The 22309-nt window shown below is 60.2% G+C and carries 17 protein-coding genes; 3 read left to right on the top strand and 14 right to left on the bottom strand.

Annotated features, from left to right (window positions below):
* Positions 1-276: 276 nt before the first annotated feature.
* The 11 genes from L0U84_RS11630 to L0U84_RS11680 all read right to left on the bottom strand — a co-directional run bounded on the left by L0U84_RS11630 (position 277) and on the right by L0U84_RS11680 (position 12815).
* Positions 277-1194: a mechanosensitive ion channel family protein gene (locus L0U84_RS11630; protein ID WP_233849997.1), complete on the bottom strand. Its 918-nt coding sequence runs from the start codon at positions 1192-1194 to the stop codon at positions 277-279.
* A 194-nt stretch (positions 1195-1388) separates the two neighbouring features.
* Positions 1389-2297: a DMT family transporter gene (locus tag L0U84_RS11635; protein ID WP_233849998.1), complete on the bottom strand. Its 909-nt coding sequence runs from the start codon at positions 2295-2297 to the stop codon at positions 1389-1391.
* A 159-nt stretch (positions 2298-2456) separates the two neighbouring features.
* On the bottom strand, positions 2457-3713 hold the full coding sequence (locus tag L0U84_RS11640) for an aromatic ring-hydroxylating oxygenase subunit alpha (RefSeq protein ID WP_233849999.1): 1257 nt from the start codon (positions 3711-3713) through the stop codon (positions 2457-2459).
* Between the two features lie 266 nt (positions 3714-3979).
* Complete coding sequence (locus L0U84_RS11645) at positions 3980-4909, bottom strand: LysR substrate-binding domain-containing protein (RefSeq protein ID WP_233850000.1); 930 nt, start codon at positions 4907-4909, stop codon at positions 3980-3982.
* Between the two features lie 123 nt (positions 4910-5032).
* Positions 5033-6034 carry a glycine betaine ABC transporter substrate-binding protein gene (locus L0U84_RS11650; protein ID WP_233850001.1) on the bottom strand — a complete coding sequence of 334 codons (1002 nt, stop codon included), beginning with the start codon at positions 6032-6034 and terminating at the stop codon, positions 5033-5035.
* Positions 6035-6227: 193 nt separating this feature from the next.
* A complete protein-coding gene (locus L0U84_RS11655; protein ID WP_233850002.1) occupies positions 6228-7376 on the bottom strand; it encodes a quaternary amine ABC transporter ATP-binding protein in 1149 nt (382 codons plus the stop codon).
* Positions 7333-8220, bottom strand: coding sequence for an ABC transporter permease (locus L0U84_RS11660; RefSeq protein ID WP_233850003.1), 888 nt, complete (start codon positions 8218-8220; stop codon positions 7333-7335). Before L0U84_RS11660 ends, L0U84_RS11655 begins: the two co-directional genes overlap by 44 nt.
* Before the next feature lie 71 nt (positions 8221-8291).
* Entirely contained in the window at positions 8292-9617 is a 1326-nt protein-coding gene (locus L0U84_RS11665) for an NAD(P)/FAD-dependent oxidoreductase (RefSeq protein ID WP_233850005.1), read from the bottom strand.
* Between the two features lie 18 nt (positions 9618-9635).
* Positions 9636-10526, bottom strand: coding sequence for a dihydrodipicolinate synthase family protein (locus L0U84_RS11670; protein WP_233850007.1), 891 nt, complete (start codon positions 10524-10526; stop codon positions 9636-9638).
* Between the two features lie 4 nt (positions 10527-10530).
* Positions 10531-12030, bottom strand: a complete 1500-nt coding sequence (locus tag L0U84_RS11675) for an aldehyde dehydrogenase (RefSeq protein ID WP_233850009.1) — start codon at positions 12028-12030, stop codon at positions 10531-10533.
* A gap of 59 nt (positions 12031-12089) precedes the next feature.
* A complete protein-coding gene (locus L0U84_RS11680; protein WP_233850011.1) occupies positions 12090-12815 on the bottom strand; it encodes a GntR family transcriptional regulator in 726 nt (241 codons plus the stop codon).
* 334 nt (positions 12816-13149) lie between these two features.
* On the opposite strand from L0U84_RS11680, the gene L0U84_RS11685 reads away from it, so the two are divergent.
* The 3 genes from L0U84_RS11685 to fdhA all read left to right on the top strand — a co-directional run bounded on the left by L0U84_RS11685 (position 13150) and on the right by fdhA (position 16907).
* Positions 13150-14280, top strand: coding sequence for a hybrid-cluster NAD(P)-dependent oxidoreductase (locus tag L0U84_RS11685; RefSeq protein WP_233852003.1), 1131 nt, complete (start codon positions 13150-13152; stop codon positions 14278-14280).
* Positions 14281-14471: 191 nt separating this feature from the next.
* The gene (locus tag L0U84_RS11690) at positions 14472-15659 is read left to right on the top strand and encodes a M24 family metallopeptidase (protein WP_233852004.1); all 1188 of its coding nucleotides are present in this window, start codon (positions 14472-14474) and stop codon (positions 15657-15659) included.
* A 45-nt stretch (positions 15660-15704) separates the two neighbouring features.
* Positions 15705-16907, top strand: a complete 1203-nt coding sequence (fdhA, locus tag L0U84_RS11695; RefSeq protein WP_233850013.1) for a formaldehyde dehydrogenase, glutathione-independent — start codon at positions 15705-15707, stop codon at positions 16905-16907.
* A 118-nt stretch (positions 16908-17025) separates the two neighbouring features.
* Here the strand turns inward: fdhA and L0U84_RS11700 are convergent, their stop codons facing one another.
* From L0U84_RS11700 to L0U84_RS11710, 3 genes are all read right to left on the bottom strand, one after another.
* On the bottom strand, positions 17026-17655 hold the full coding sequence (locus L0U84_RS11700) for an HD domain-containing protein (protein ID WP_233850014.1): 630 nt from the start codon (positions 17653-17655) through the stop codon (positions 17026-17028).
* Positions 17656-17721: 66 nt separating this feature from the next.
* Positions 17722-18783 carry a patatin-like phospholipase family protein gene (locus L0U84_RS11705; RefSeq protein ID WP_233850015.1) on the bottom strand — a complete coding sequence of 354 codons (1062 nt, stop codon included), beginning with the start codon at positions 18781-18783 and terminating at the stop codon, positions 17722-17724.
* Between the two features lie 42 nt (positions 18784-18825).
* The gene (locus L0U84_RS11710; protein ID WP_233850016.1) at positions 18826-22266 is read right to left on the bottom strand and encodes an adenylate/guanylate cyclase domain-containing protein; all 3441 of its coding nucleotides are present in this window, start codon (positions 22264-22266) and stop codon (positions 18826-18828) included.
* Positions 22267-22309: the final 43 nt, after the last annotated feature.

Raw genomic sequence — 22309 nt, forward strand, 5'->3', positions numbered from 1 at the left:
TGGAATATCGTTGAATTCAAGGGCTATTTCTGAGGCCCGCCGACCTGATATCGTCACCGCAGGCGCGCTGAAATAATCGCCCTCGCCTCCCGCCCATCGGAGTTTTTCCTGTCATCAAGACCCACTGCGGACGTTGACGGAAGCAGGGCCGAGGGTCCGCTATCCGTCCCGAAGGGGTCTCCGACTAGCGGGTGGCTTACCATGCGTAGCGCACGCCAAGGTCGTCTGACGACGGATGCCGGCTTATCAACAATCCGCGGGATCGAAGAACCGGGGTTACACACCCTGCTCCGGTTTTCTGATCGCGGATGACCCTGCCTGAGCGTCGGCTGGGTCGATGGCCGACACGGCCGTCGCGCTCGGCACGAGGTGCAATTCACGGGTGCGCAACGGTAGAGAAAATTGCGCGTCGGTCAGTGTTTGACGCACCTGGCGTGCAAGTTCCCAGCGCATGGTCCAGAACATGTCCGTGTTCGACCAGACGCGGATATTCAGCACCGCCGTGCTGTCGTCGAAGCGGATGACCATCACCTGCGGCGCGGGATCGCGGAGCGCACGCGGGTCGGCCGCGGCGAGGCCGCGTAGCGCCTCGAGCGCGCGATCCACATCGTCACCGATCGAGATCTCCACTTCGAGATCGAGCCGGCGCATCGGATTACGGCTGTAGTTGCGGATCGAATTGCTCCACAACGCACTGTTCGGCACGTATTCGCAGATACCATCGGGTTTGGTGAGGCGAGTCGTGAACAGATTGACTTCGACGACCGTGCCCGCGACACTGCCGGCTCCACCCTCAATATATTCGCCGACCTTGAATGGCCGCAACACCAGCAGCATGATGCCGGCCGCGATGTTCTGCATCGTGCCTTGCAGCGCGAGACCGATCGCAAGACCGGCGGCGCCAAGCACGGCAATGATGCTGGCCGTCTGGATGCCTAACTGTGACAGCGCACCGACGATCGCGATCACGCGAATGCTCCACAGGCCGATGTCGCAGAGGATAGGTCGCAGCGTGGCGTCCATGCGTGACTGACGCGCGAGGAGTCGGCTCAAGGACACCGAGGCGCGGCGCGCGAGCCACCATCCGACCACCAGTATCGCCGCAGCGGCGCACAGACGAACCGAAAACGCGGTGAGCGTGTCCAGCAGGAAGCCCCATCTGTCTGGACTGAATTCGACGAGAAGATTCTCCATGTGTCTTGACGATCCCTCTATTGGACAGCGGGTAGATTGCCGCGCGCGAGTATCGACGATATATGTGGCCGAACCGGATTGGCTTCCGGGAATTTAACCAGATAACTGCCAGTTTGGGTATTTTCAGCGGTTAAAGCCGTCATTAAGTCGGATACCCAGTCCTTCGACGACCTGCATCCCAACGGTGCCGTCGACTAGGCCTCCCTGCTCGACGCAGGAGGAGTCCCCGTGCGTGGTTGTCGGATCTGAACCAACGCAATGCTAGTAAAAACAAGTGCGATAGCTACGAGCTCCAGCAGTCCGAATCTCTCGCCGAGCGCCCAACCTATCAACAGGGCTACGGCGGGAGCGAGGTAGTTTGCACTCGACGATGCGACGGCACCCAGTTCGTCGAGCAGGTAATAGTAGATTAGGAAAGCCACGCCAGTTCCCAGAAATCCAAGACCTACGACTACACCGGCAGTCGCTCGCCAATCCAGGAGCAATCGGTCCATTCCCCTATAGTCCGTGCAGAACGACAGAATAAGCAGGGCCAACCCCATTTGCCATGTGGTCAAGGCGAGGGGCGGCAAGTTCGCGGGAGACAAGAAAATGCGAACGTAGATGTATGAAAGACCCAGGACACATGCGCTCGCCAGCAACCACAGAACTCCTATAGCGCTAATCGCGCCGCTTCCGTTCTCCCACGGGCGCGCGATCAGGACGATACCCAGGAAGCCAAGCATTACAGCGGCGGCCATAACTAAAGTTAGCTTTTCGGTTCGCAGGAAGAGCAGAGAAAAAATCGCCGTAAACAGTGCAATTGAGCCGCCAAGAACGCCTGCAATGCCCACCGGAACCATAGCGGTTCCTCTAACGATAGCGACAAAGTAGAAGGCCGTTGCGCCAGCCGCCATGATCAGAAAATGAGGTAGCAGGCGCAGTTGGTCGCGCGTTATCGAGCGTTGATGCCAGGCTGCAAGCGCCATGGGCAGGAAGCCAAACAATACCCGCAAGAAGGCGACCTGAACCGGACTGATGAGTTCAGTGGCCCATTTCATGTAGACGAAGTTCATGCCCCCGAGGAGGCCAAGGAGAACGAAGGCAACCGTTGAAAGTTTCATAGTTCTTCTATTCGTCAGCAGACAATGAAGGACGGGCAACGCCCGTCCTTCATACGTGAAGCACATGTTTTCGTACAAGGATCAGCCTCTGTGCGCAGGCTCATGCCGACCCGACGAACACATGAAGTGTCCGCTTGTTCAAGCGTGCCTGGCGAGGAGTCAAAGTCCGTGCGCTTTCAGACGTCCTGTATACCAATCGACGAACTGGTCGACGTAGGTTTCGGTCGACGGCGAGTAAGGCCCAGGGATGTAGCCTGGGTCCTGCGCTCCACGATGATTGATGGCGACGAGGCTTGCGTCCTGAGCGTTCGTGGCGACCCAGACCTCAGTCAGTTTCTTCAAGTCGTAGTCCACGCCTTCCACGGCGTCGGCGTGGACCAGCCACTTCGTGCGGCAAAGTGTCTTCTCCGGTGTTAAGGGGATGATGTAGGAAATCATCGCGTGGTCACTCATCACATGCGTCCACGAGTTGTGGGTCCACATATGCGTGTCGCCAAGATCGCGACGTGTGAGATTTCCAAGCAGCTTCTGGCACGCGACCGTGGTATCCATCGTCTGCGACTCGCCGATACCGGCAATGAGAAGCCGCTCGGTGCGGAAATGTGTAGCAACGTCTCCGTCGAGTTCCTCAACCGCCGCGCATAGCCACCCCTCGCTTTCCCAATTCTTCTGCGTGTCAGCGTTGAGCTTGACATATGCGTTGAACGCCTCTGCCGACTCCGCATCCATGCCGTCCGAACTGGAACTGGTGGACTCCGGCACAAACGACATCGTCAGCTCCGGATGCCCCGCTGCGCAGTGGTAGCACTCCCGGTTGTTTTCCATCACGAGCTTCCAGTTGCCGTCTTCGATAATCTCCGATTCGAACGCAATCTTCGTGTTCTGCAGCTCGTACGGCGCGAAGCGCGGCGTCATCGTTTCTTCGAGCTTCGCAATGTCAGCGGGCGGCTCATCCGCCAAACACACGAACACATGTGTGCCGACAACCTTGAGATGCACGGGCCGCAGACTGCGACAGGTCGGATCGAAGTCCTTCCCCATGTGCTTGGTGTGACGCAAACTGCCGTCGAGGTCGTATGTCCACTGATGATACGGGCATACAAGCATGCCGACCGTCGATTTACCAGCTTCTTTCAGACGAGCGCCGCGGTGGCGGCACACATTTCGAAATGCGCGGATGTTCTCGTCGTCATCGCGCACGATGATGACCGACGCCTTACCGATATCGACGACGCAGACGTCACCCGGCTCTGGAACATCGGCCGTCACACCGACCATAATCCAATGCTGGTGGAAAAAGATGTCGACGTCGGTGTCGAAAACATCCTGCCGGCTAAACACCTCGCCGGGCAATCCGCACCCGGGTTCGCGGCTTCGAATGAGTTCTCCAAGCGGCTTCAACACAAACTCTGACATCGTCTTTCTCCAACGTTGAGGGGTATCGGGACTTCGAATGTTCCCGCGTTGGAGCCAGTATTGGATTAGCCGAAATCGACGTCAATGCGCTTTATTTTCTGGAATGTATTACTTTAGATTATGGCCTGCTGGCGCTTGTGCTCCAGTCGCATTCGCACGGGAATCGCCGTTGCCGCCAAGGGAAAACGCTGACTCGTTCAACGCGGATTCCGTTGATTTCCACTGCCAGGCAGATCCTCCCATGGCTTGTGGACGGTCGCGATGCTTCAGCCAACCCCAGCATCCTGACGTAACAACTCAATCAGTGTTTTGATGGTTGGCCTGATTGTTTTGCCGTGGGGTACCACGAGGTAGTAGGCATCGCTCATCGGCAAAGTCGCGCCCGTCACGCGGACCAGTCGGCCCGAAGCCAGATGGTCGTGAAGCAAGCGGTTCCATCCCATGGCGATTCCCTGGCCGTCGAGCGCTGCCTGCACGGCATCGGAGTAAAGAGAAGTTAGCAAGCCATAGTTCAACCTGCCGGGGCGTTCGCCTAGTGCTCGGAACCACTGCTCCCAGGTCAACCAACCCTCCGAGGTGGGGTCGTCCGCAATCAACGGACAGGCCATCAGTTCCGCCAGCGTTTCAGGCGTGCCGTTCGTCTTCAGCCAGCCCGGCGAGCACACCGCGGACACCTGTTCCTCGAACAGCAGGTAAGACGTCCCATCGCTCCAGTTGCCGTTGCCATACCGTACGACCGCGTCGGCTTCGTTGTGTCGAAGATCCGCGGTGAACATCGTCGTGATGAGCCGAATCCTCAGATTCGGATTGAGTCGCTTGAGTGTCCCGATGCTGGACATCAGCCGGAAGTGCGAGAACGCGGCCGTCGCCCCCACGACGAGTTCTTCGTCTTCGATGCCGGTCGACAGTCGGTCGAAGACCCCAGCAATTCTGCCCATTGCCTCCGACACAACCGCAAAAAGCGCCTCACCTTCTTTCGTCATGGTGAGGTTGCGGTGCGTTCGGTCAAACAGACGGACGCCCAGCAGGTCCTCCAGAAGCCGCACCTGCCGACTTACGGCTGCCTGGGTTACGCCCAACTCGGTTGCCGCATTAGTAAAGCTGCGCAATCTTGCGACAGCCTCGAACTCGACCAGCGCGGTGAGAGAGGGAATGAGTCGTCGATAGCCCTTCGCACCATCCAGGACTGCTTTCATCGTGAGCTTATTGGAGGAAAGTTGTCGCCGTGAGCACACCCCAGGCAGCAGCGACAGACGCACCACAAGGAGTCCCGCCGCTACCTTACCGGTAGCAGCGGGTGAAAGCCACTGCAATTCGCGTTACAGCGATGCCTTGATTTTTTCCGCTGCGACCGGCGTCACCCACTTCGTCCAGACGTCCGGCTTTTCTTTGAGGAAATGCTTCGCCGCGTCCTCACCGGTTGCCTGATTGTCGGTCATCCACGCCATCACCTGTTGTACGTCATTGGTGGTAAACGTACGCGTGCCAAGATATTTCATCACGTCGGGGCTGGCCTTGTCGGCAAATGGCTTGGCGACCAACGTCAGCAAACGACTTCCGGGCCACCCGGTCGGCTTCGGATCGGGACAGCTTGCGACAGTGGTGCAGCGCTTCCACTCGGCCATGTCGACGGGCACACCCTCCTCGAGCCTGACCATCTTGTACTTGCCGAGCAGCGAAGTAGGCGCCCAATACACGCCGAGCCAGCCCTGCTTGTGCTCATAGGCTTTGGTCAGCGACCCGTCCAGGCCCGCGGCGGAACCCGTATCCACCAGACGGAACCCCGCCTGCTCGGCTTTGAAAGCCTTGTATAACTGGGCCGTATTGACGGTCACGCCCCAGCCTTGGGGGCCGTTGTAGATTGCCCCCTTTTTCGGATTCTCCGGGTCCGGAAAGAGCTCCGGATGCTTCAGCGCATCGGGGATGGTTTTGATTTCGGGATGCGCGTCCGCTACATATTTCGGAATGTACCAGCCATAGACTGCGCCTTCCTTGATGACATTCGCGGCGGTGACAATCTTCTTCGATTCGAGGCCTTGTTTGGCGACCGCCGGCAAAAGATCGATGGCGCCTTCGGACACGATGTCCGGCTGCCCCTTCTCGACCATCGAAGTAATCGTCGGGACGGTGTCTCCAATCACGGAATTCACGGAGCAACCATAACCTTCGCTGAGGATGTACTTATCAACCGCGGCTTCCAGTTCCGCGCTCTGCCAGTTCATGCTTGCGATCGTGACATTCCCGCAACCGGCGGCGTTAGCTTCAGTACTTGCGCAAAGCGCGCCCGCCAAAAAAGCGACCCCTACAAGTTTGAGTCTCATTGCAGCTCCCTTAAAGTTACCGGACCTTCCCCGGCTTGCATTGGTTCCACGAGTTCGCAAGGCCCCAAGCTGCAAGGAATGTTTTGACATATCCCGATGCTTACTTGCGGCTTCTGTGATCAACCACAACAACCTTCGGATACCTCAGCGGAGTATCCGAAGCGCTCTATCAACCATGCAGTGAGCGCGACTATCAGCGCGATACTGCAATTGCCCCTTCAACGCGTTTGCGTTCGTCAGCACCAGCGTGCACGACAGCGGACTCTTCGTCCGGTGTAATCAGCGCGCATGCCAACTGCCGTAAGTTCACGGTCCCCTGCGGATGGTTGCTCCCGTCGACCACGATCAGATGCTCGTTGTCGGGCTCACGCGTCAGTATGGAAATCGCGTCCTCGACGGTCGTGTCGGCCGCGACGTGCCTGCCGAGCACGGCCACCCCGGAGCGAAGCGGCGACATCACGCCGTCCACCGAGACGACCCGGCCGCGGTTGACCTGTTTCACGAAGTTCGTCACGTACTCGTCGGCCGGACGCAAAACGATGTCCTGTTTCGTCCCTTGCTGCACCATGCAGCCATCCCGCAGAATCGCAATCTGGTCGCCGAGGCGAAGCGCCTCGTCCAGGTCGTGCGTAATGAAGACGATCGTCTTGCGGATTTCCTTCTGAAGATCCAGTAGCACGGTCTGCATATCCATACGGATCAGCGGATCGAGCGCCGAGTACGCTTCGTCCATTAGCAGAACGGGGGCGTCCATCGCCAATGCGCGGGCCAGACCGACGCGTTGCTGCATGCCGCCGGACAGCTGATTCGGATAGCGCTGCTCGAAACCCTTGAGGCCGACGCGCTCGATCCATCGCATCGCCGTGTCCACCGATTCCTTGCGCGAGACGCCGCACACTTCCAGGCCGTACACGACGTTGTCCAGCACATTGCGGTGCGGAAGCAATGCGAACTTCTGGAACACCATCGCCGTTTGACGACGACGAAACTCACGCAAGTCGCGGAACTTCATCTTGCAGACGTCGACGCCACCAATCAGCACTTCGCCAGCGGTGGGATCGATGAGTCGGTTGATGTGGCGAATCAGCGTGGATTTGCCGGAGCCGGAGAGTCCCATGATCACCTGGATTGAACCTGCCGGGATGTCGAGATTGATGTCTCGCAGTCCAAGTACGTGACCGCTCTGCTGCAGCAAGTCGGCCTTGGAGAGTCCGTCCCTGACCGCCGCAACATAGGATGCGGCCTTGGGTCCGAAAATCTTGTACAGGTTCCGGATTTTGATTCCGCCATCTTTGATGTCAGCCATGGACCACCTCCTGATGCTTTTGCAGCCGCTTGCCATAGGCCTGACTGACACGGTCGAAGATGACCGCGATGCCCACGATGGCAAGACCGTTGAAGATACCGAGCGTGAAATACTGATTGGCGATTGCCTTGAGAACGGGTTGGCCAAGCCCCTGAACGCCGATCATCGCGGCGACGACGACCATTGCGAGCGCCATCATGATGGTCTGGTTGACGCCGGCCATGATCGTCGGCAAAGCGAGCGGGAGTTGCACTTTAAGCAGCCTCTGCCACTGCGAAGAGCCGAAAGCATCGGCGGCCTCGAGGATGTCGCGGTCCACCAGCCGGATGCCGAGATTGGTCAGGCGGATCATCGGCGGAATCGCGTAGATAACGACTGCAATCAAACCGGGTACCCGACCAATACCCAGCAACATCACGACCGGAATCAGATAGACGAAGCTTGGCATCGTCTGCATCACGTCGAGCACCGGGTCCACGATCCGGCGAACCCGATCGGATTTCGCCATCAAGATCCCAATCGGCAAGCCAATGACGATGGACAGCACCGTGCAGACGAAAATCATCGAAACGGTTCGCATCGTGTCCTGCCACATGTCGAAATACCCGATCAGCGAGAGGGTCACGAAGCACCCGCCGACCACCTTCCAGTTTCGGCTTGCCCCCCACGCGATGGCAAGGATCAGCAACATGATGATTGGCCAGGGTGTCTGGGTCAGAAAGCGCTCCGCTGCCATCAGAAACTGCTGGAGCGGCTCGAAGAAACTGTCGACAGAATCGCCGTACGCCGCTGTGAAGGCGCGAAAACTGTCATCAATGGAACGCTTCAGGTGTAGAAGCGACTCGTCCTGCATATGTGGAAACTTACTTAACCAGTCCATATCTCCTCCGTCATTCCGCTATTCGCCGGAAAAAACCTGCTGTTACTCGCGAACGTCGATTTTTCGCTTCGTCACTCCAACCCGGCCGACCACTCCTTCATGCTCAAATTCGCGCTCGCCCCTATCGTCAGGAAAGGCTGAGGTGGCAGTCGCCGGGGTGCCGCAAAGCCTTTGAAGACCTGAACCAGCCATGAATCCATGCCGAGCGCGGCTTCCGCGGCGGCAATGCCCGACGCTGTCGCCTTGGTAGCCCCCACCCCATTGCAGGCAATCGCCGCGAACATGCCCGTTTCAATCTCTCCGAACGCGGGCACACCGTTCCAGGTCAGCGCCATCGCCCCGGCCCAGCGGTACTCCATTGGCACGCCTTTCAGCATTGGAAAGCGCGCGTCGAACTTCTTGTCGTGCACTCGGCCCGCGCGCGCAATCTCCCCTTCGCTCACCTGCATCCGCGGGTTGTACGTGTAGCGGGAGCGGATCAGAATCCGGTCGCCTTCGCGGCCTTGCACCCGGCGCACTGTCGTTCCCATCGGAAAGGCCGGTGTTGCGGCCCACGAGCGTTGACCTCCGAGCCGCTTCGGGTCGAACGCCGCCGTCATCGACGCGTAGGTGTAGACATGCAGCAGCTGCCCGCGGAACAGACCAAAGTTCTGTGCCTGGCCGTTATTGGCAAGAATGATTTTTCCCGCATTAACGGTTCCCTTCGGCGTCCTGACTTTCCACGATCCGCCTTGCCGCTCGAATGACAATGCAGGGGTGTTCTCGTAAAGATGCACGGATCCGCTGAAGGAATCAGCCAGCCCACGGATATAAGCGGCGGGCTGGATGATCACGGTCCCCGGTGTGAAGATCGCCGAGGTAAAAGAGGTCGTACCGGTTACCGCCGCGATTTCCTTCGCGTCGAGAAGCCGGTAAGGCTCGTTCACCTTGTCCAGTTGCTTCGCGTACGAAACCACATGCTGATCGCCTTGCTCACCTAGTGCGACGTTGTACTTGCCGCACGGGTCGAAGATGTCTTTGCCCCACTTTTTCTCGTTGGCCAGGTCCCGGGCCAACGCGATCGCCATGCGGTGGACCTTGATATCGTGCCGCCGCGCATCGTTGTCGGTGCCGCCGTAGTCCTCCGACGACACCTCATGCGGCAAGTCGATGATGAAGCCCGAGTTGCGCCCGGTCGCGCCCTCGGCCACCTCCCCGGCCTCGAGGATGACGACTTTGAGCTTCGGGTCGAGTTGGGACAGACGCCGTGCCGCGGAAAGACCGGCGAAGCCTCCGCCAATCACGACAATATCGGCGCTCACCGTGCCATTCAGAGGCGCGTTCGGCGTCCGGCCGGGCAGCATCGCCACCCAGCCGGACTGACCGAGATGTTGAGGAAGTTTGCTAGCTACATACATGATGATCGACCCGGCCCGTTAAATAGCGCCTTCGCGCTCGACAAGCTCGCCCAATGCGCTGCGCAATGTATCGATCTTGCTGGCGGCGAGGCGGGACAGCGGACGACGGGGATTGCCGGCGCCATAGCCCGTCATTTCCGCAGCCGCGTACACGGACTGGACGTAGTCGCCCTGCCAGATCAACGACATCGCGGGCTCCAGCAGCCGCCAGATCTCGCGCGCGTCGTCCCAGCGGTGCTCCTGCGCGGCGCTGACCAACTGGGTACAGGTCTTCGGCGCGAAGTTCGCACCGCCCCAGATCAGACCCTGGACGCCGGCATACATCGCGTACGGCACGAGTGGATCGGCACCGTTCATCATCGGCAGTCCGGTACGGATCAAGGCCGCCTGTCTGGCGAGGTCGCCGCTACTGTCCTTGACCGCGAGAAACTCAGGGATCTCGCACAGACGGCGCAGCAGCGACGGCGTGATTTCCACGCCAACAGCCTGCGGGACGTTGTAGCCGATGATTGGAAGACCACCGCGCGCTACTGCCGCATAGAACTCGAACACGCCGTCGTCATCCGTCGGACCCTCGAAGAACGGCGGCAAAACCATCACACCGTCCGCGCCGCATTCGGCCGCGTGGCGAGTGCGCTCGACGACGTCATCGACCAGCAATGCGGAGGTCTGCGCGATGATTCTGGCGCGGCCATTGATGACCTTCGCGCCAAACGCGACGAGTTCTTTTGACTCCTGCGGTGACAGATAGACGTGCATACCCGTGCCCGAACTGAGCACGAAGCCACGAATTCCCGCGGCAATGTACTTCTCGATCAACTGCTCCAGGCGACCATGGTCCGGTTTGCCATCACGATCGAAAGGAGTACTGATGGCCAGGTTGATGCCAGTGAAAGGAAAGTTCTTCATGTGATTACTCTTCGTCCGTTTCGTCTTCGTTGAGATCAAGCCAAATCGTCTTCAGCTGTGTGTACTGGTCATGCGCGTGGAGCGAGTTATCGCGTCCACCAAAGCCCGACTGCTTATACCCGCCGAACGGCGTGGTGATGTCACCTTCGCCGAACGAGTTCACCGTGACCGTGCCGGCCCGAACTGCGCGCGCCGCCCGCAATGCGCGTTTGCCGTTGCCCGCGAACACGGACGCGCACAGTCCATATTCAGTGTCGTTGGCGACATCGATTGCCTGCTGGAGGCTATCCACCGTAATGACCGACAGAATCGGACCGAAGATTTCCTCGCGGGCATGCTTTGCGTCGTTGCTATCTACCTCGATGATGGTCGGATGCACATAGCGCCCTTCGCTCGTCTGACCGCCGAACAGCACCTTCATGTCGCCAGTGAGATACGACTGCACTTTCTCGTAGTGTTGCCGGGAAACGAGCGGACCAATGCGGTTCTGCGGGTCCAGCGGATCGCCGACGCGCCACTCCTCGGCCAGCTTCATGATTCGCTCGAGGAGCGAGGCCTTGACATCGCGATGCACGATGAGCCGTGAAATCGCCGAGCAGTTTTCACCCATGTTCCACAGCGCGCCATTGACGATGTGGGCCGCCACTGTGTCGAGGTCGACTGCATCCGGCATTACGATGCAGGGATTCTTGCCGCCCATTTCGAGCACGATCTCCTTGAGATTGCTTTCGGCGGAATAAGAGAGGAACCGCCTGCCTGTTGCGGTCGAACCGGTGAACGACACCATGTCGATGTCCGGATGACGTCCAATCACTTCACCGACGGCACGGCCGGAGCCCGTCACCACATTGAACACGCCCGCGGGAATGCCCGCTTCGAGCGCAAGTTCCGCGACCCGCATCGTGGTGAGAGACGTTTCAACCGCTGGCTTCACGACCAGCGAGCAACCCGCGGCGAGCGACGGGCCGATCTTCCATGCGAGCATCAACAACGGGAAGTTCCACGGCAATACCAGGCCCACCACGCCAACTGGCTCGCGGACGATCATCGAAATATGCCCGTCGGAGGCCGGCGCGACCTGATCGTAGATTTTGTCGATGGCTTCCGCATGCCAGCGCAGCACATTGACCGTTTCAGGCACGTCGACTGTCTGGCAATCGAAAATTGCTTTCCCAGCATCGAGGCTTTCCATCACGGCGAGTTCGAGAGCGTTCTGCTCAATGAGATCGGCCAGCTTGAGAATCGCCTGCTTGCGGGCAGCGGGATGGAGTCGGGACCAACGCCCGTCGTTGAAAGCAGCACGCGCGCTCGCCACCGCGGCGTCCACGTCTTCCTTTGCACATGCCGGCACCTCCGCAAGCTGCTCACCGGTCGCGGGATTGATCGATGGGAACGTCTCGCCGGAAACGGCGCCGCGGAGTTCACCGCCGATCACTGCGGACGTCGGCAGCCTCAACTCCCGGGCAATCTTTTGATACTCGCTCCTGGACAGCAATTCACTCATGTCAGTCTCTCGTTGATGCGGTTTTCAGATAGAACCAAACGGTTGCTCGGTTCGCGAAACTAGAACTCAATTGGGATGACGACGCCGTCTGGCGCGACGTAAGACGCCAGATTGCGCCGGGCCAGATTGACGTGCGCCAGGATGACCGCACCGGCAGCCTCTGCGTCTCTGCGCTCAATCGCGTCGATAATGTCTTCGTGTTGTTGCACTGCGACGGCGAGCTCGGCCTCCATTCGCTCATCGCGCGGTTGATAAAAAGTTCGCCCGAGCCTCGCGTGGTCGATCAGGAGCCGACACAGGCTGGGTAGCAGATACTGGTTATGCGCCATCTTCCCGATTGCGAGGTGAAACTCGTCGTTCTCAAGAACCCGGTGGTCGACTATGTTTCCTTCGACAGCCGCCCGGAATTGCTCCTGCACACGTTTGAGATTCGCAATTTCCGCCCTCGTCGCATGCACCGCTGCGAGCTTGGTAGTAGCCACATAGACCAACGGCGCCGCGAGGAAATAATTGCGTAGCGAATCGAAGCTCATCGAGGCGACGCGTGCAGCCCGATTCGCTTCGAGCTCGATATAACCTTCGGCCGCCATCTGCCGCATCAGCTCGCGGACCGGGGGACGGGACAGCCCGAACTCCTCGGCCAATGCGACCTCATCCAGGCTCGCGCCTGGCGCGAGCTCCATGCTCAGAATGCGGTGCCTTAGCGTCTGCGCGAGACTCACTTTGCGGTCTGGAGATGGAGCAGATCCATCTGTTCGATCGACTTCGATGACGTTCGTCTTCATGCTTCCTCCCTGTGGGGCGAATCCTGTGTCTTCTTTTTGTCTTCGTCAAGACGGCAAAGAGCCAATTAAGGGAAGTCACTTATAAAACATCGAAAAATCAAGGTGATGCATAACTTAATGTAATAGCGCGAGGAAAATAAAGCGCATTGACGGTGGCGTTTTGCAGACCAATACTCCACCCCAACGAAGATGCGTCCGGACCCGACGGATGTCTTTTGAAGCGCGTCCACTCCGTTGCCTTCGTTGATGTTTTTTTCGGTAGCCACGTTGCGCATGTCGCGCTCCGCTGAGCGGCCGAATGACTGTTCACAACGCGTTTAATCAGGCTGCTGCTATGAATTCGGTGGAAAGTATCTTTGCCACAATGCACGACCCGGAGACCAGCTTTTCCGATCCCGGCACGTGGGAACGCGCAGGTAGGGTCTGGGCAAGTGGCGAGCAGCAAAGCCTGATTTGCTGTCGCGTCACCCCAGAGACGCACGACGTCAAGACGTTCGAATTTCGCGTGGGCGACGGTATGCCAGTGCGGTTCGAACCTGGTCAATTCATGACCATATCGGCTCACGTGCACGGACAATCCGTCGAACGCTGCTACACAATCTCTTCGCCGCCAACGCGCCCATACCTCGTCTCGATCACGGTCAAGCGAGTGCCGGGCGGAGTCATGTCGAACTGGCTGCACGACCACCTGCAACCCGGCAGCCAGTTGCGCGCCTATGGACCGTCAGGAACGTTCACTTCGACCACGGCCTCTGCAACCAGGTCGCTCTACCTGTCCGCGGGGTCCGGCGTGACACCGCTGATGTCGATGTCACGCGCGAGCATCGACCTTGGACTCGACCGCGACGTGGTGTTCGTACACAGCGCAAGAACGCCGGCCGACATCGTCTTCAGAAAAGAACTTCGGCGCCTCACCGAACAGTCTCCGCGATTTCGTACGTTTTTTATTTGTGAAGGCGTTGGCGATGAAGCCGACTGGAGCGGACCGACCGGTCGCCTGAGTCTGCAGCAATTGAGCAGCTGGGTGCCGGACTATGCGGAGCGGGAAGTGTTCACGTGTGGCCCGGCCGGTTACATGAATGCCGTGCGCGACATCCTCCGAGAAGGTGCCCACGATCCCTCTCGCTACCATCAGGAAAGTTTCGACATCACTGCCGGCGTCGCACTCGAACCCGCGCATGAAGAAGCACCGGTCTCGCAGCAGATCTTCACTATCAAGCTCTCGCGCTCGTCGCGCTCGTTCACGATGAGCGCGTCTGAAACAGTTCTCTCCGCGGCAAGAAAAGCTGGGGTTGCGATCCCGTCTTCGTGCAGCCAGGGCGTATGTGGAACCTGCAAGACGAAGCTGCTCGAAGGTTCAGTCGATATGCAACACAACGGCGGCATTCGCGACCGGGAGATTCAGAAGGGCTTCCGTTTGCTCTGTTGCAGTCGACCGACCTCCGATCTGACTCTCGAACTCTAGATCGTCGCGGGTCGTCGCGGGTCGACGCGGGTCGTCGGATTAACACACGCGAGGAAAATGCGAGTCGCGGAACTTCGGCGTCGATGCGTCGGACCCTCCCCTTCGCACTGCTTCACATTCACATTCAAATCATGCCTGGAGCAAAGACAATGATGGACGTCGAGTCAAATGAAACAGACAGCGCCGTCGCGATGGGAGAGAGACACACGATTCAACAGGACGTCAGAGCATATCGGCTTGGACGTGTTCAGGAGCAACTGCGTCAACACAATTGCCCAGCGATTCTTCTGTACGACCCGGTCAACATCCGCTATGCGACAGATACCTCCAACATGCAAGTGTGGGCCGGTCGAAACCCGGCCCGCTATGTGATGGTTTTTGCCGAAGGTCGCATCGTGGCATGGGAGTTCCATAGCAGCGAACATGTGTGGGACGGCCTGGATCTCGACGTCGAATTGCGCGGCGCAAAGAGCTGGACGTTTTTCAATGCAGGGCATGAAGCAGAGAAGCGCGCGCAGTTATGGGGTGCCGAGATTGTCGACGTATTCCGCAAATATGCGCCGGGCGAGCGCCTGCTTGCGATCGACCGCCTCGACCCGTTCGGCACCGCCTATCTGGAGAAGCAGGGAATCACGATCCTCGACGGGCAAGCGTTGATGGAGACCGCCCGGCTGATCAAGTCGGCGGGCGAACTGGCTCTGATCGGCGAATCGTTGCGGACCGCGGAAAAGGGCATCGCGCGCATGCGCCGCGAGCTTCGCCCTGGGCTCACTGAAAACGAAATCTGGGCAAATCTGCACTACGAGAACATCAGAAACGGCGGAGAGTGGATTGAAACGCGGCTTCTCGCGTCCGGCGATCGAACCAATCCATGGATGCACGAGTGTTCGTCGCGCGTTCTGAAAGAAGGCGACCTTCTCGCCTTCGATACCGACATGGTCGGACCGAACGGCTACTGCTCCGACATCTCTCGCACATGGCTGGTCGGCGATGGCCGTCCCTCTGATGAGCAACGCAAGCTCTATGAATATGCCTATGCGCAAGTCCACTACAACATGGACATTCTGCGACCCGGCATGACGTTCCGCGAGTTTGCGCAGAAGGCCTGGAAAATACCGGAACAATTTATCAAGAACAGATACTGCTGCCTTGCGCACGGCATCGGCATGGTCGACGAGTACCCATCCATCGCGCACATGGTCGATTGGAATACTGCGGGTTACGACGGCCTGTTCGAAGTGGGCATGACGGTGTGCGTGGAAAGTTACATCGGCGCAGACGGCGGAACTCAAGGCGTCAAGCTCGAGCAGCAAGTTGTGTTGACGGAACAAGGATGCGTTTCGCTAACCGATTGCAGCTTCGAAACAGATTGGCTGTAACCCGAGGGTGGTTTCGCAATCCATTACAACAGGATAGGAGGCAACATGTCAGGCAATCGTGGAGTGGTTTATGTCGGGCCAGGGAAAGTCGAAGTGCGCAGCATCGCCTTTCCGGAACTCGTCGACCCCGCTGGAAGAAAAGCCAATCACGGCGTCATCCTGCGGGTCGTCGCGACCAACATCTGCGGCTCGGACCAACACATGGTCCGCGGTCGTACCACCGCTCCCGCTGGACTCGTGCTCGGTCATGAAATTACCGGCGAGGTGATTGAAGTAGGCTCGGACGTCACCACGCTGCAAAAAGGCGACCTGGTCTCGGTGCCGTTCAACGTTGCATGCGGTCGTTGCCCGATGTGCAAGGCACAGAACACTGGCGTTTGTCTGAACGTCAACCCGGCGCGTGCGGGAGGCGCCTATGGCTACGTCGACATGGGCGGATGGATTGGTGGTCAGGCCGAGTTCGTGATGGTGCCGTACGCGGACTTCAACCTGCTTAAGTTCCCGGACCGCGACCGCGCAATGGCCAAGATTCGTGACCTCACGTGTCTGTCGGATATTTTGCCGACCGGCTATCACGGCGCGGTGACTGCCGGTGTCGGACCCGGCTCGACCGTCTATATCGCCGGCGCGGGACCGGTCGGACTCGCCGCGGCGGCGTCGGCGAGACTACTGGGCGCTGCCGTCACGATCATCGGCGATGTGAATCCGAAGCGACTCGAACATGCGCGAAGAGTCGGTTTCGAAACGGTTGACCTGTCCGAAGACGCATCGTTGGCGGAACAGATTGCCGGGCTGCTCGGCGAACCGGAAGTCGACTGCGCGATCGACTGCGTGGGTTTCGAGGCACGGGGACACGGGCACGCTGGTTCGCAAGCGGAGGCACCGGCCACCGTGTTGAATTCACTGATGGAAGTCACACGGGCGGCCGGCAAGATCGGCATTCCCGGCTTGTACGTGACGGATGACCCCGGCGCCGCCGATTCTGCCGCGAAGCACGGCAGTCTGTCGGTCCGCTTCGGTCTGGGATGGGCGAAGTCGCACTCGTTCTTCACCGGCCAGACGCCAGTGATGAAATACAACCGCAATCTCATGCAGGCGATCCTGTGGGACCGGCTGAATATCGCCGAAGCCGTCAACGTGACCGTCATTGAACTCGACCAGGCGCCCAATGGCTATGCCGAATTCGACTCGGGTGTACCAAAGAAATTCGTCATCGATCCGCACGGCAGTCTAAAGGCTGCTGCGTGAAGCCAGTCGCCGATCGGATGCCCGCGTAAGTGGGCAGCGCGATTCACCTATTCCAGGGAGCGCTTTGTTGCCGGTCGCAAGACCGGCTTTTTTTCGGCCCATTCGACGCTGTTGATCGCTAGTCTCGTGTGCTGACTCCAGAAATCGGCAGGCCGAGCCTCCATGCGAGGTTCTGGCGCGCGGCCGCCTCGCAGCGCGAATGGAAGTAATCGGTGAGATAGATGCGCGGCCGCTCGAGCAGCCCTTGCAGAATCTTCCGCTCCAGCAAGGTGTACGCATGATCGTCGAGATCCGGACGTTCGGCTCTCAGGCGCACACCGTCCTCACGAAACCGGCGGCGCGACGCACCAAGTGCCGCGAGATCGATATCGCATGCGAAGCGAGCCTCCAGTTCATCCGGAACGCGGGTATGCCGTGTTGCGAGGATCGCCTCGCAAATACGCTCGCAAGTATCAATACGATTGTTACCCCAGCGCCTCAACCAGTCTGCGCTGCGCTCTTCGTTATCCTGAGCGCCCGGAACATAGATCACGTCGTGACACCACAACGCCAGTTCCACGAGATCGCCGTTCGGCATGGCGTGGCGCGCCAGATCGAAATCGCGCAGGCAGCGGCGCACATGACGCAGCGTGTGATAGTGACGACCCGACTCCCCATAACATTGCGTGAGATCGGCATACACAGCGTCGGCGCGCACTCCCCCACTGCGAGTCCAAAGTTCGACGAAGCGCGGCCGCGTCTGGTTCACCCCTTCTCCTTTGCGCACCGCGCGTCACCGCGGGCGCCTGATTCTGCTCTGCGCTCAGCGCGAGACTCAGAGAAATTCCTCGCGAATATCGATGCTCGAGCGCTGACCAATATTCGCGTAATGCCGCTCGAGCCAGGCATCGGCTTCCTTTCGGCCGTTGTCGCGCAGTTCGCACAGAAAATCCCAGTCCGCGTTGTACTTGCTCGATACGCTGAGCTTGCACATCGCGGCATCGGAGCGGATCGAATGGATCAGAACTTCTTTCATCTCATTCTGAGCGAGTTTGCCTTGCTGAATCAGGTCGGTGACGAACGCGATCGCACGCATTTCGCGCATCAGCGATGAGTTGAAGCTGATCTCGTTGATCCGGTTCAGAATCTCGGCGGCCGTGACCGGCAGGCCGGGACGCACGAGCGGGTTGACGTGGACGATCACCACGTCGCGCGTCTTGCAGTGATAGATCAGCGGATAAATGGCCGGGTTGCCCATATAGCCGCCATCCCAGTAGTGCTCGCCCGCGATCGTCACAGCATGGAACAGTGTCGGCACGCATGCGGAGGCGAGCACGGCGTCTGCGCAGATGTCCTCGCTCGTGAAGATGCGTATCTTGCCCGTCTCCACGTTGGTCGCGCACAGGTACAGCTGAATCGGGCACGCCTTGCGCAACGCGGCGAAGTCCACGTGGCTTTCGAGCACTTCGCGCAGCGGATTCAGGTTTTGCGGATTGAACTGGTAGGGCGAGAATACGCGCAGCATCATGTCCGCGAACGCATAGAGCGGCGAATGGTCGAGCCCGAAGCTGTGCGAGCCCTTGAGCCACGGCACCCAGCGCAGCGGGTTGTAGCGCTCGGCCGACTCGGCAACCGCATGCCAGAAATCGCGCAGCGCTTCGCGCGCGCCGCTCTCGCCGCCCTTCAACAGCCCATACGCGAGTATTGCGCCATTCATTGCGCCGGCGCTGGTCGCGCTCACGCCTTCGATCGCGAGGCGCCCGTCTTCGAGCAAGCGGTCGAGCACGCCCCATGTGAATGCGCCGTGCATCCCGCCGCCCTGCAAGGCCAGCGCGATCTGCCTGGGCGCAGCGGGGTCCTGGCCTCCTTCGTGGCTTCTTGTTTGCTTCGTCGCCATGGGTCGCCTCCTCGGCGGGTGCGCTTATCCAGGTACATTAGTTCATGCGTTACTCGATGTGAGCACGTCGAGCAATGTCCTCGCTTCTCGCAGGTCGGCGGTGTCGAACCCTTCCGTGAACGTATCGAAGGCTTCGGTCAGCACTTGCCTCGCCTCGTCGGATCTGCCTGTACGCAGCCACAGACGGGCCAGACTCGACGCGGCGCGCAGCTCCAGCGATCTGGCGCCCTGCGCGCGAGCGATTGCAATCGCCTTGAGGAAACACGCCTGCGCCTCGTCGCTGCGCTCGGGTACGCCTTCGTCCTCGCCCGACGCACCGAGCAGCGCGGTTCCCTTCAGGCGATGCAATTCGGCCTCGTAGAAACGCTCACCGGTCCTGTCCACGATCGTCATGGCTTCCCCGAGCGTGCGCAGGCCGCCCTCCACGTCGCCGGCTCTCAACTGGCAGTCGGCGAGAATGGCCAGAAAGTACGAGCGGTGTTCCTCGCCGCCAGCGGACTGTTCTGCGTTCAAGCCTTGGCGCAGCAGCGCCATGCCTTCCTGCAGGCTTCCCGGTTCGATTCGCGCCCAGCCCGACAATATGGTTCCCCAGGCGAACCAGTACGGCAAGCCGTGTTCAATCGAGACGGCGATAGCCGCTTCCGCGTGCTCCCGAACCAGTGGGACCTCGCGGCGGAACTGGTGCAGCTCCGCCGTGTAAGCCAGCGTGTATGCGAGCGTCGGCCCGTAGGCGAGCTTGCGCGCGAGTGCAAGCGCCTCGATGCTGCGCTTGCGCGCCTGATCGGGATAGCCCCGGAGCCACTGGATCAAGGCCAGAAAGTTCAAGGCCCGCAGGCCGGGATCCACTCCATGCGCGAATACATGGACCTGATGCCGTTCGGGATCGTAGAGGGTGAGCGCCTGTTCCTCGTACGCGGCGGCGGCCTCCAGTTCGCCCTGGAGGAACAGGCAGGCACCGAGTGCGCCGTGGGCCTCCAGGAGCCAGTCCAGATCGTTTGCATGCTGCGCCATACGCAGCATCCGTTCGCCCAGTTCGCGCGCAACCGCGTACTGCGCGCGCGTCATGCAATTGATTCTCGATCCAAGCAGCGCCGCAAAAAGCTGTGACGTCTCGCCGAGCTGTTCGCCCAACTGCCGTGCACGAGCGTAAGTCGCCGCGACCTCGGGTGCGCCGTAGCCGCGCACGTTCATTAACGCCGGGCCCAACGCCAGCAGTAGCGTCAGCTCCAGGGACGCGCGTGCGGGCGTATCGGGCAATCGCTCGAGCAGACCCAGGGCGGCGCCGAGGTGATGCATCGCATCCGGGTTGGCGGCATGCCTGAGTGCCTGCAGCCCGGCGCGGTGCAGGTATTCCACCGCCTTGGGAATATTGCCGCTCAGACTGTAGTGATGCGCGAGTTCGCTGCAATAGTCCGCGATACGCGTGGGGAACAGCGCCTCGATGGCCTTCGCGGTGCGCTCGTGCAGCGCGCTGCGCCGCTCCGTCAGCAGCGAGTGGCCCGCTACTTCCTGCGTCAGCGCGTGCTTGAACGAATACTCGACCTCGGGATACGCGGGCCGCTCGTAAATGAACTCCGCGGCTTCGAGGTGGGCGAGCAGCTCGCGCAGGTCGTCGTCGACGCGCGCGAGCTGTCCGCCGCAGATACGCTGGATCAGGCTGAACGGAAACTCCTTGCCGATCACCGCGAGCGTTTGCAGCAGTTCCTTCTGCGCGAGCGGAAGCCGGTCGATACGCGCGGCAAGCACGCCCTGCACCGTGGTCGGGATATGTAGCGCCGCCGGTGTCCGTTCGATCCGGTAATGTCCCGGCTCGCCGAGCAGGGACCGCTCCTCGGCGAGCGTCTGTACCACTTCCTCCATGAAGAACGGGTTGCCCTCCGTCTTTTCGAGAATGCGCTGCTTGAGGGGTAACAGCGAGGGATCGTCGCCGAGCAAGGCCGTCAGGAGCCCCTGGGCTTCTCCCGGCCCGAGCGCTTCGAGCCGGATCTGGCTGCAATCCCACGCTGGCTGATACTCCGGCCGATAGTTCACGAGCAGCAGGATACGGGTGTCCGGCACGCGCTCGACGAGGTGGACGAGGAACGCCTCGGTCTCCCGGTCAAGCCATTGCAGGTCTTCGAATAACAGCTCGATCGGCTGGTTTTGGCTCTCGCGAGTCAATAGCTGCGTGATGGCCTCGAAGGTGCGGTCGCGGCGGACCTTGGGATCCATGTCCGCCAGCGCCGAAGCGGACTCGCCCGTGCCGAGCAGATAGAGCAGGTAGGGCACGAAATCCTCAAAGCTGCGCTCGAGCGTCAATGCCTTGCCGACAATTTTTTCACGGCAGCGGCGCTCGTCGTCCCGCGCGGTGATCTGAAAATAGCTCTTCATGAGCTCGATCAGCGGCAAATTGGCAAACGCCTTGCCGTGCGAGACAGAAAACGTTTCCAGCACCAGACACCCACGCCGCGTACGCTCCTTGAATTCATGAAAGAGCCGCGACTTCCCGACCCCAGCCTCGCCGACCACGCCGACGACCTGTCCCCGCCCCGCCCGCGCCGCCTCCAGGGCCCGGTTTAGCTGCGTCATTTCGGTCTCGCGCCCGACGAACCGTGCGAGACCGCGATGTGCAGCCAGTTGCAAACGCGTGCGCAGCACACCTGGGCCCAGCAACTCGTACACGGGCAGCGGCTCGGGAATACCCTTGACCTGGGCGGCGCCCAGCGCCTTGAACTCGAAATAGCCCTCGGCGAGCTTGTGAGTCGATTCGCTCACGAGGATCGACGTAGGTGCGGCAATGCCCTCCATGCGCGATGCGATGTGGATCGTATGGCCGACTGGATCGTAGTCGGTATGCAGATCGTCGGTGCGGATCGAGCGCACGACCACCTCGCCGGTGTGCACGCCCACGCGGATCTGCAGGGGAATGCCTCTCTCCAGGCGAATACGGTCGCCATGCCACCGCATTGCCTGCTGCATGCGCAACGCCGCGAAAAGCGCGCGCTGCGGATGGTCTTCGTGGGCGATCGGTGCGCCAAACAGAGCGAGGATGCCGTCGCCGAGCGACTTCGCGACATAGCCCTCGTAATAGTGGACGGCTTCCATCATCAGCGCGACGACCGGTTCGATCAGGTGGTGGGCTTCTTCCGGGTCGAGACCGTGGATCAAGGCGGTGGAACCGGCCATGTCCGCGAACAACGCCGTGACGGTCTTGCGCTCGCCCGCCGTCTCGCCACGTGCTTCCATGGCGGCGTGCTCGGCGCGGATCCGCTCGGCCAGATGATGGGGCGTGTAATGGATTGGCGCGGGGATCGGCGCGGGCGGTTGCTCTGGAGCGGATTGCGCCGGCTCCTCGGTGAGTTGCGCCCCACACTCGCTGCAGAATCGGGCGGCGGCCGCGGCCTCATGCCCGCAACGCGGACATGCGCGGGTCAACATGGTCCCGCATGCTTCGCAGAATCTGGCCTTGCTGAGATTCTCGAATCCGCAGTTAGCGCAGCGCATAAAACCTCGTCGCGGCCAGGGACCATGATGGATTCATTATGCG

Source organism: Paraburkholderia sp. HD33-4, assembly GCF_021390635.1.
Lineage (GTDB): Bacteria > Pseudomonadota > Gammaproteobacteria > Burkholderiales > Burkholderiaceae > Paraburkholderia.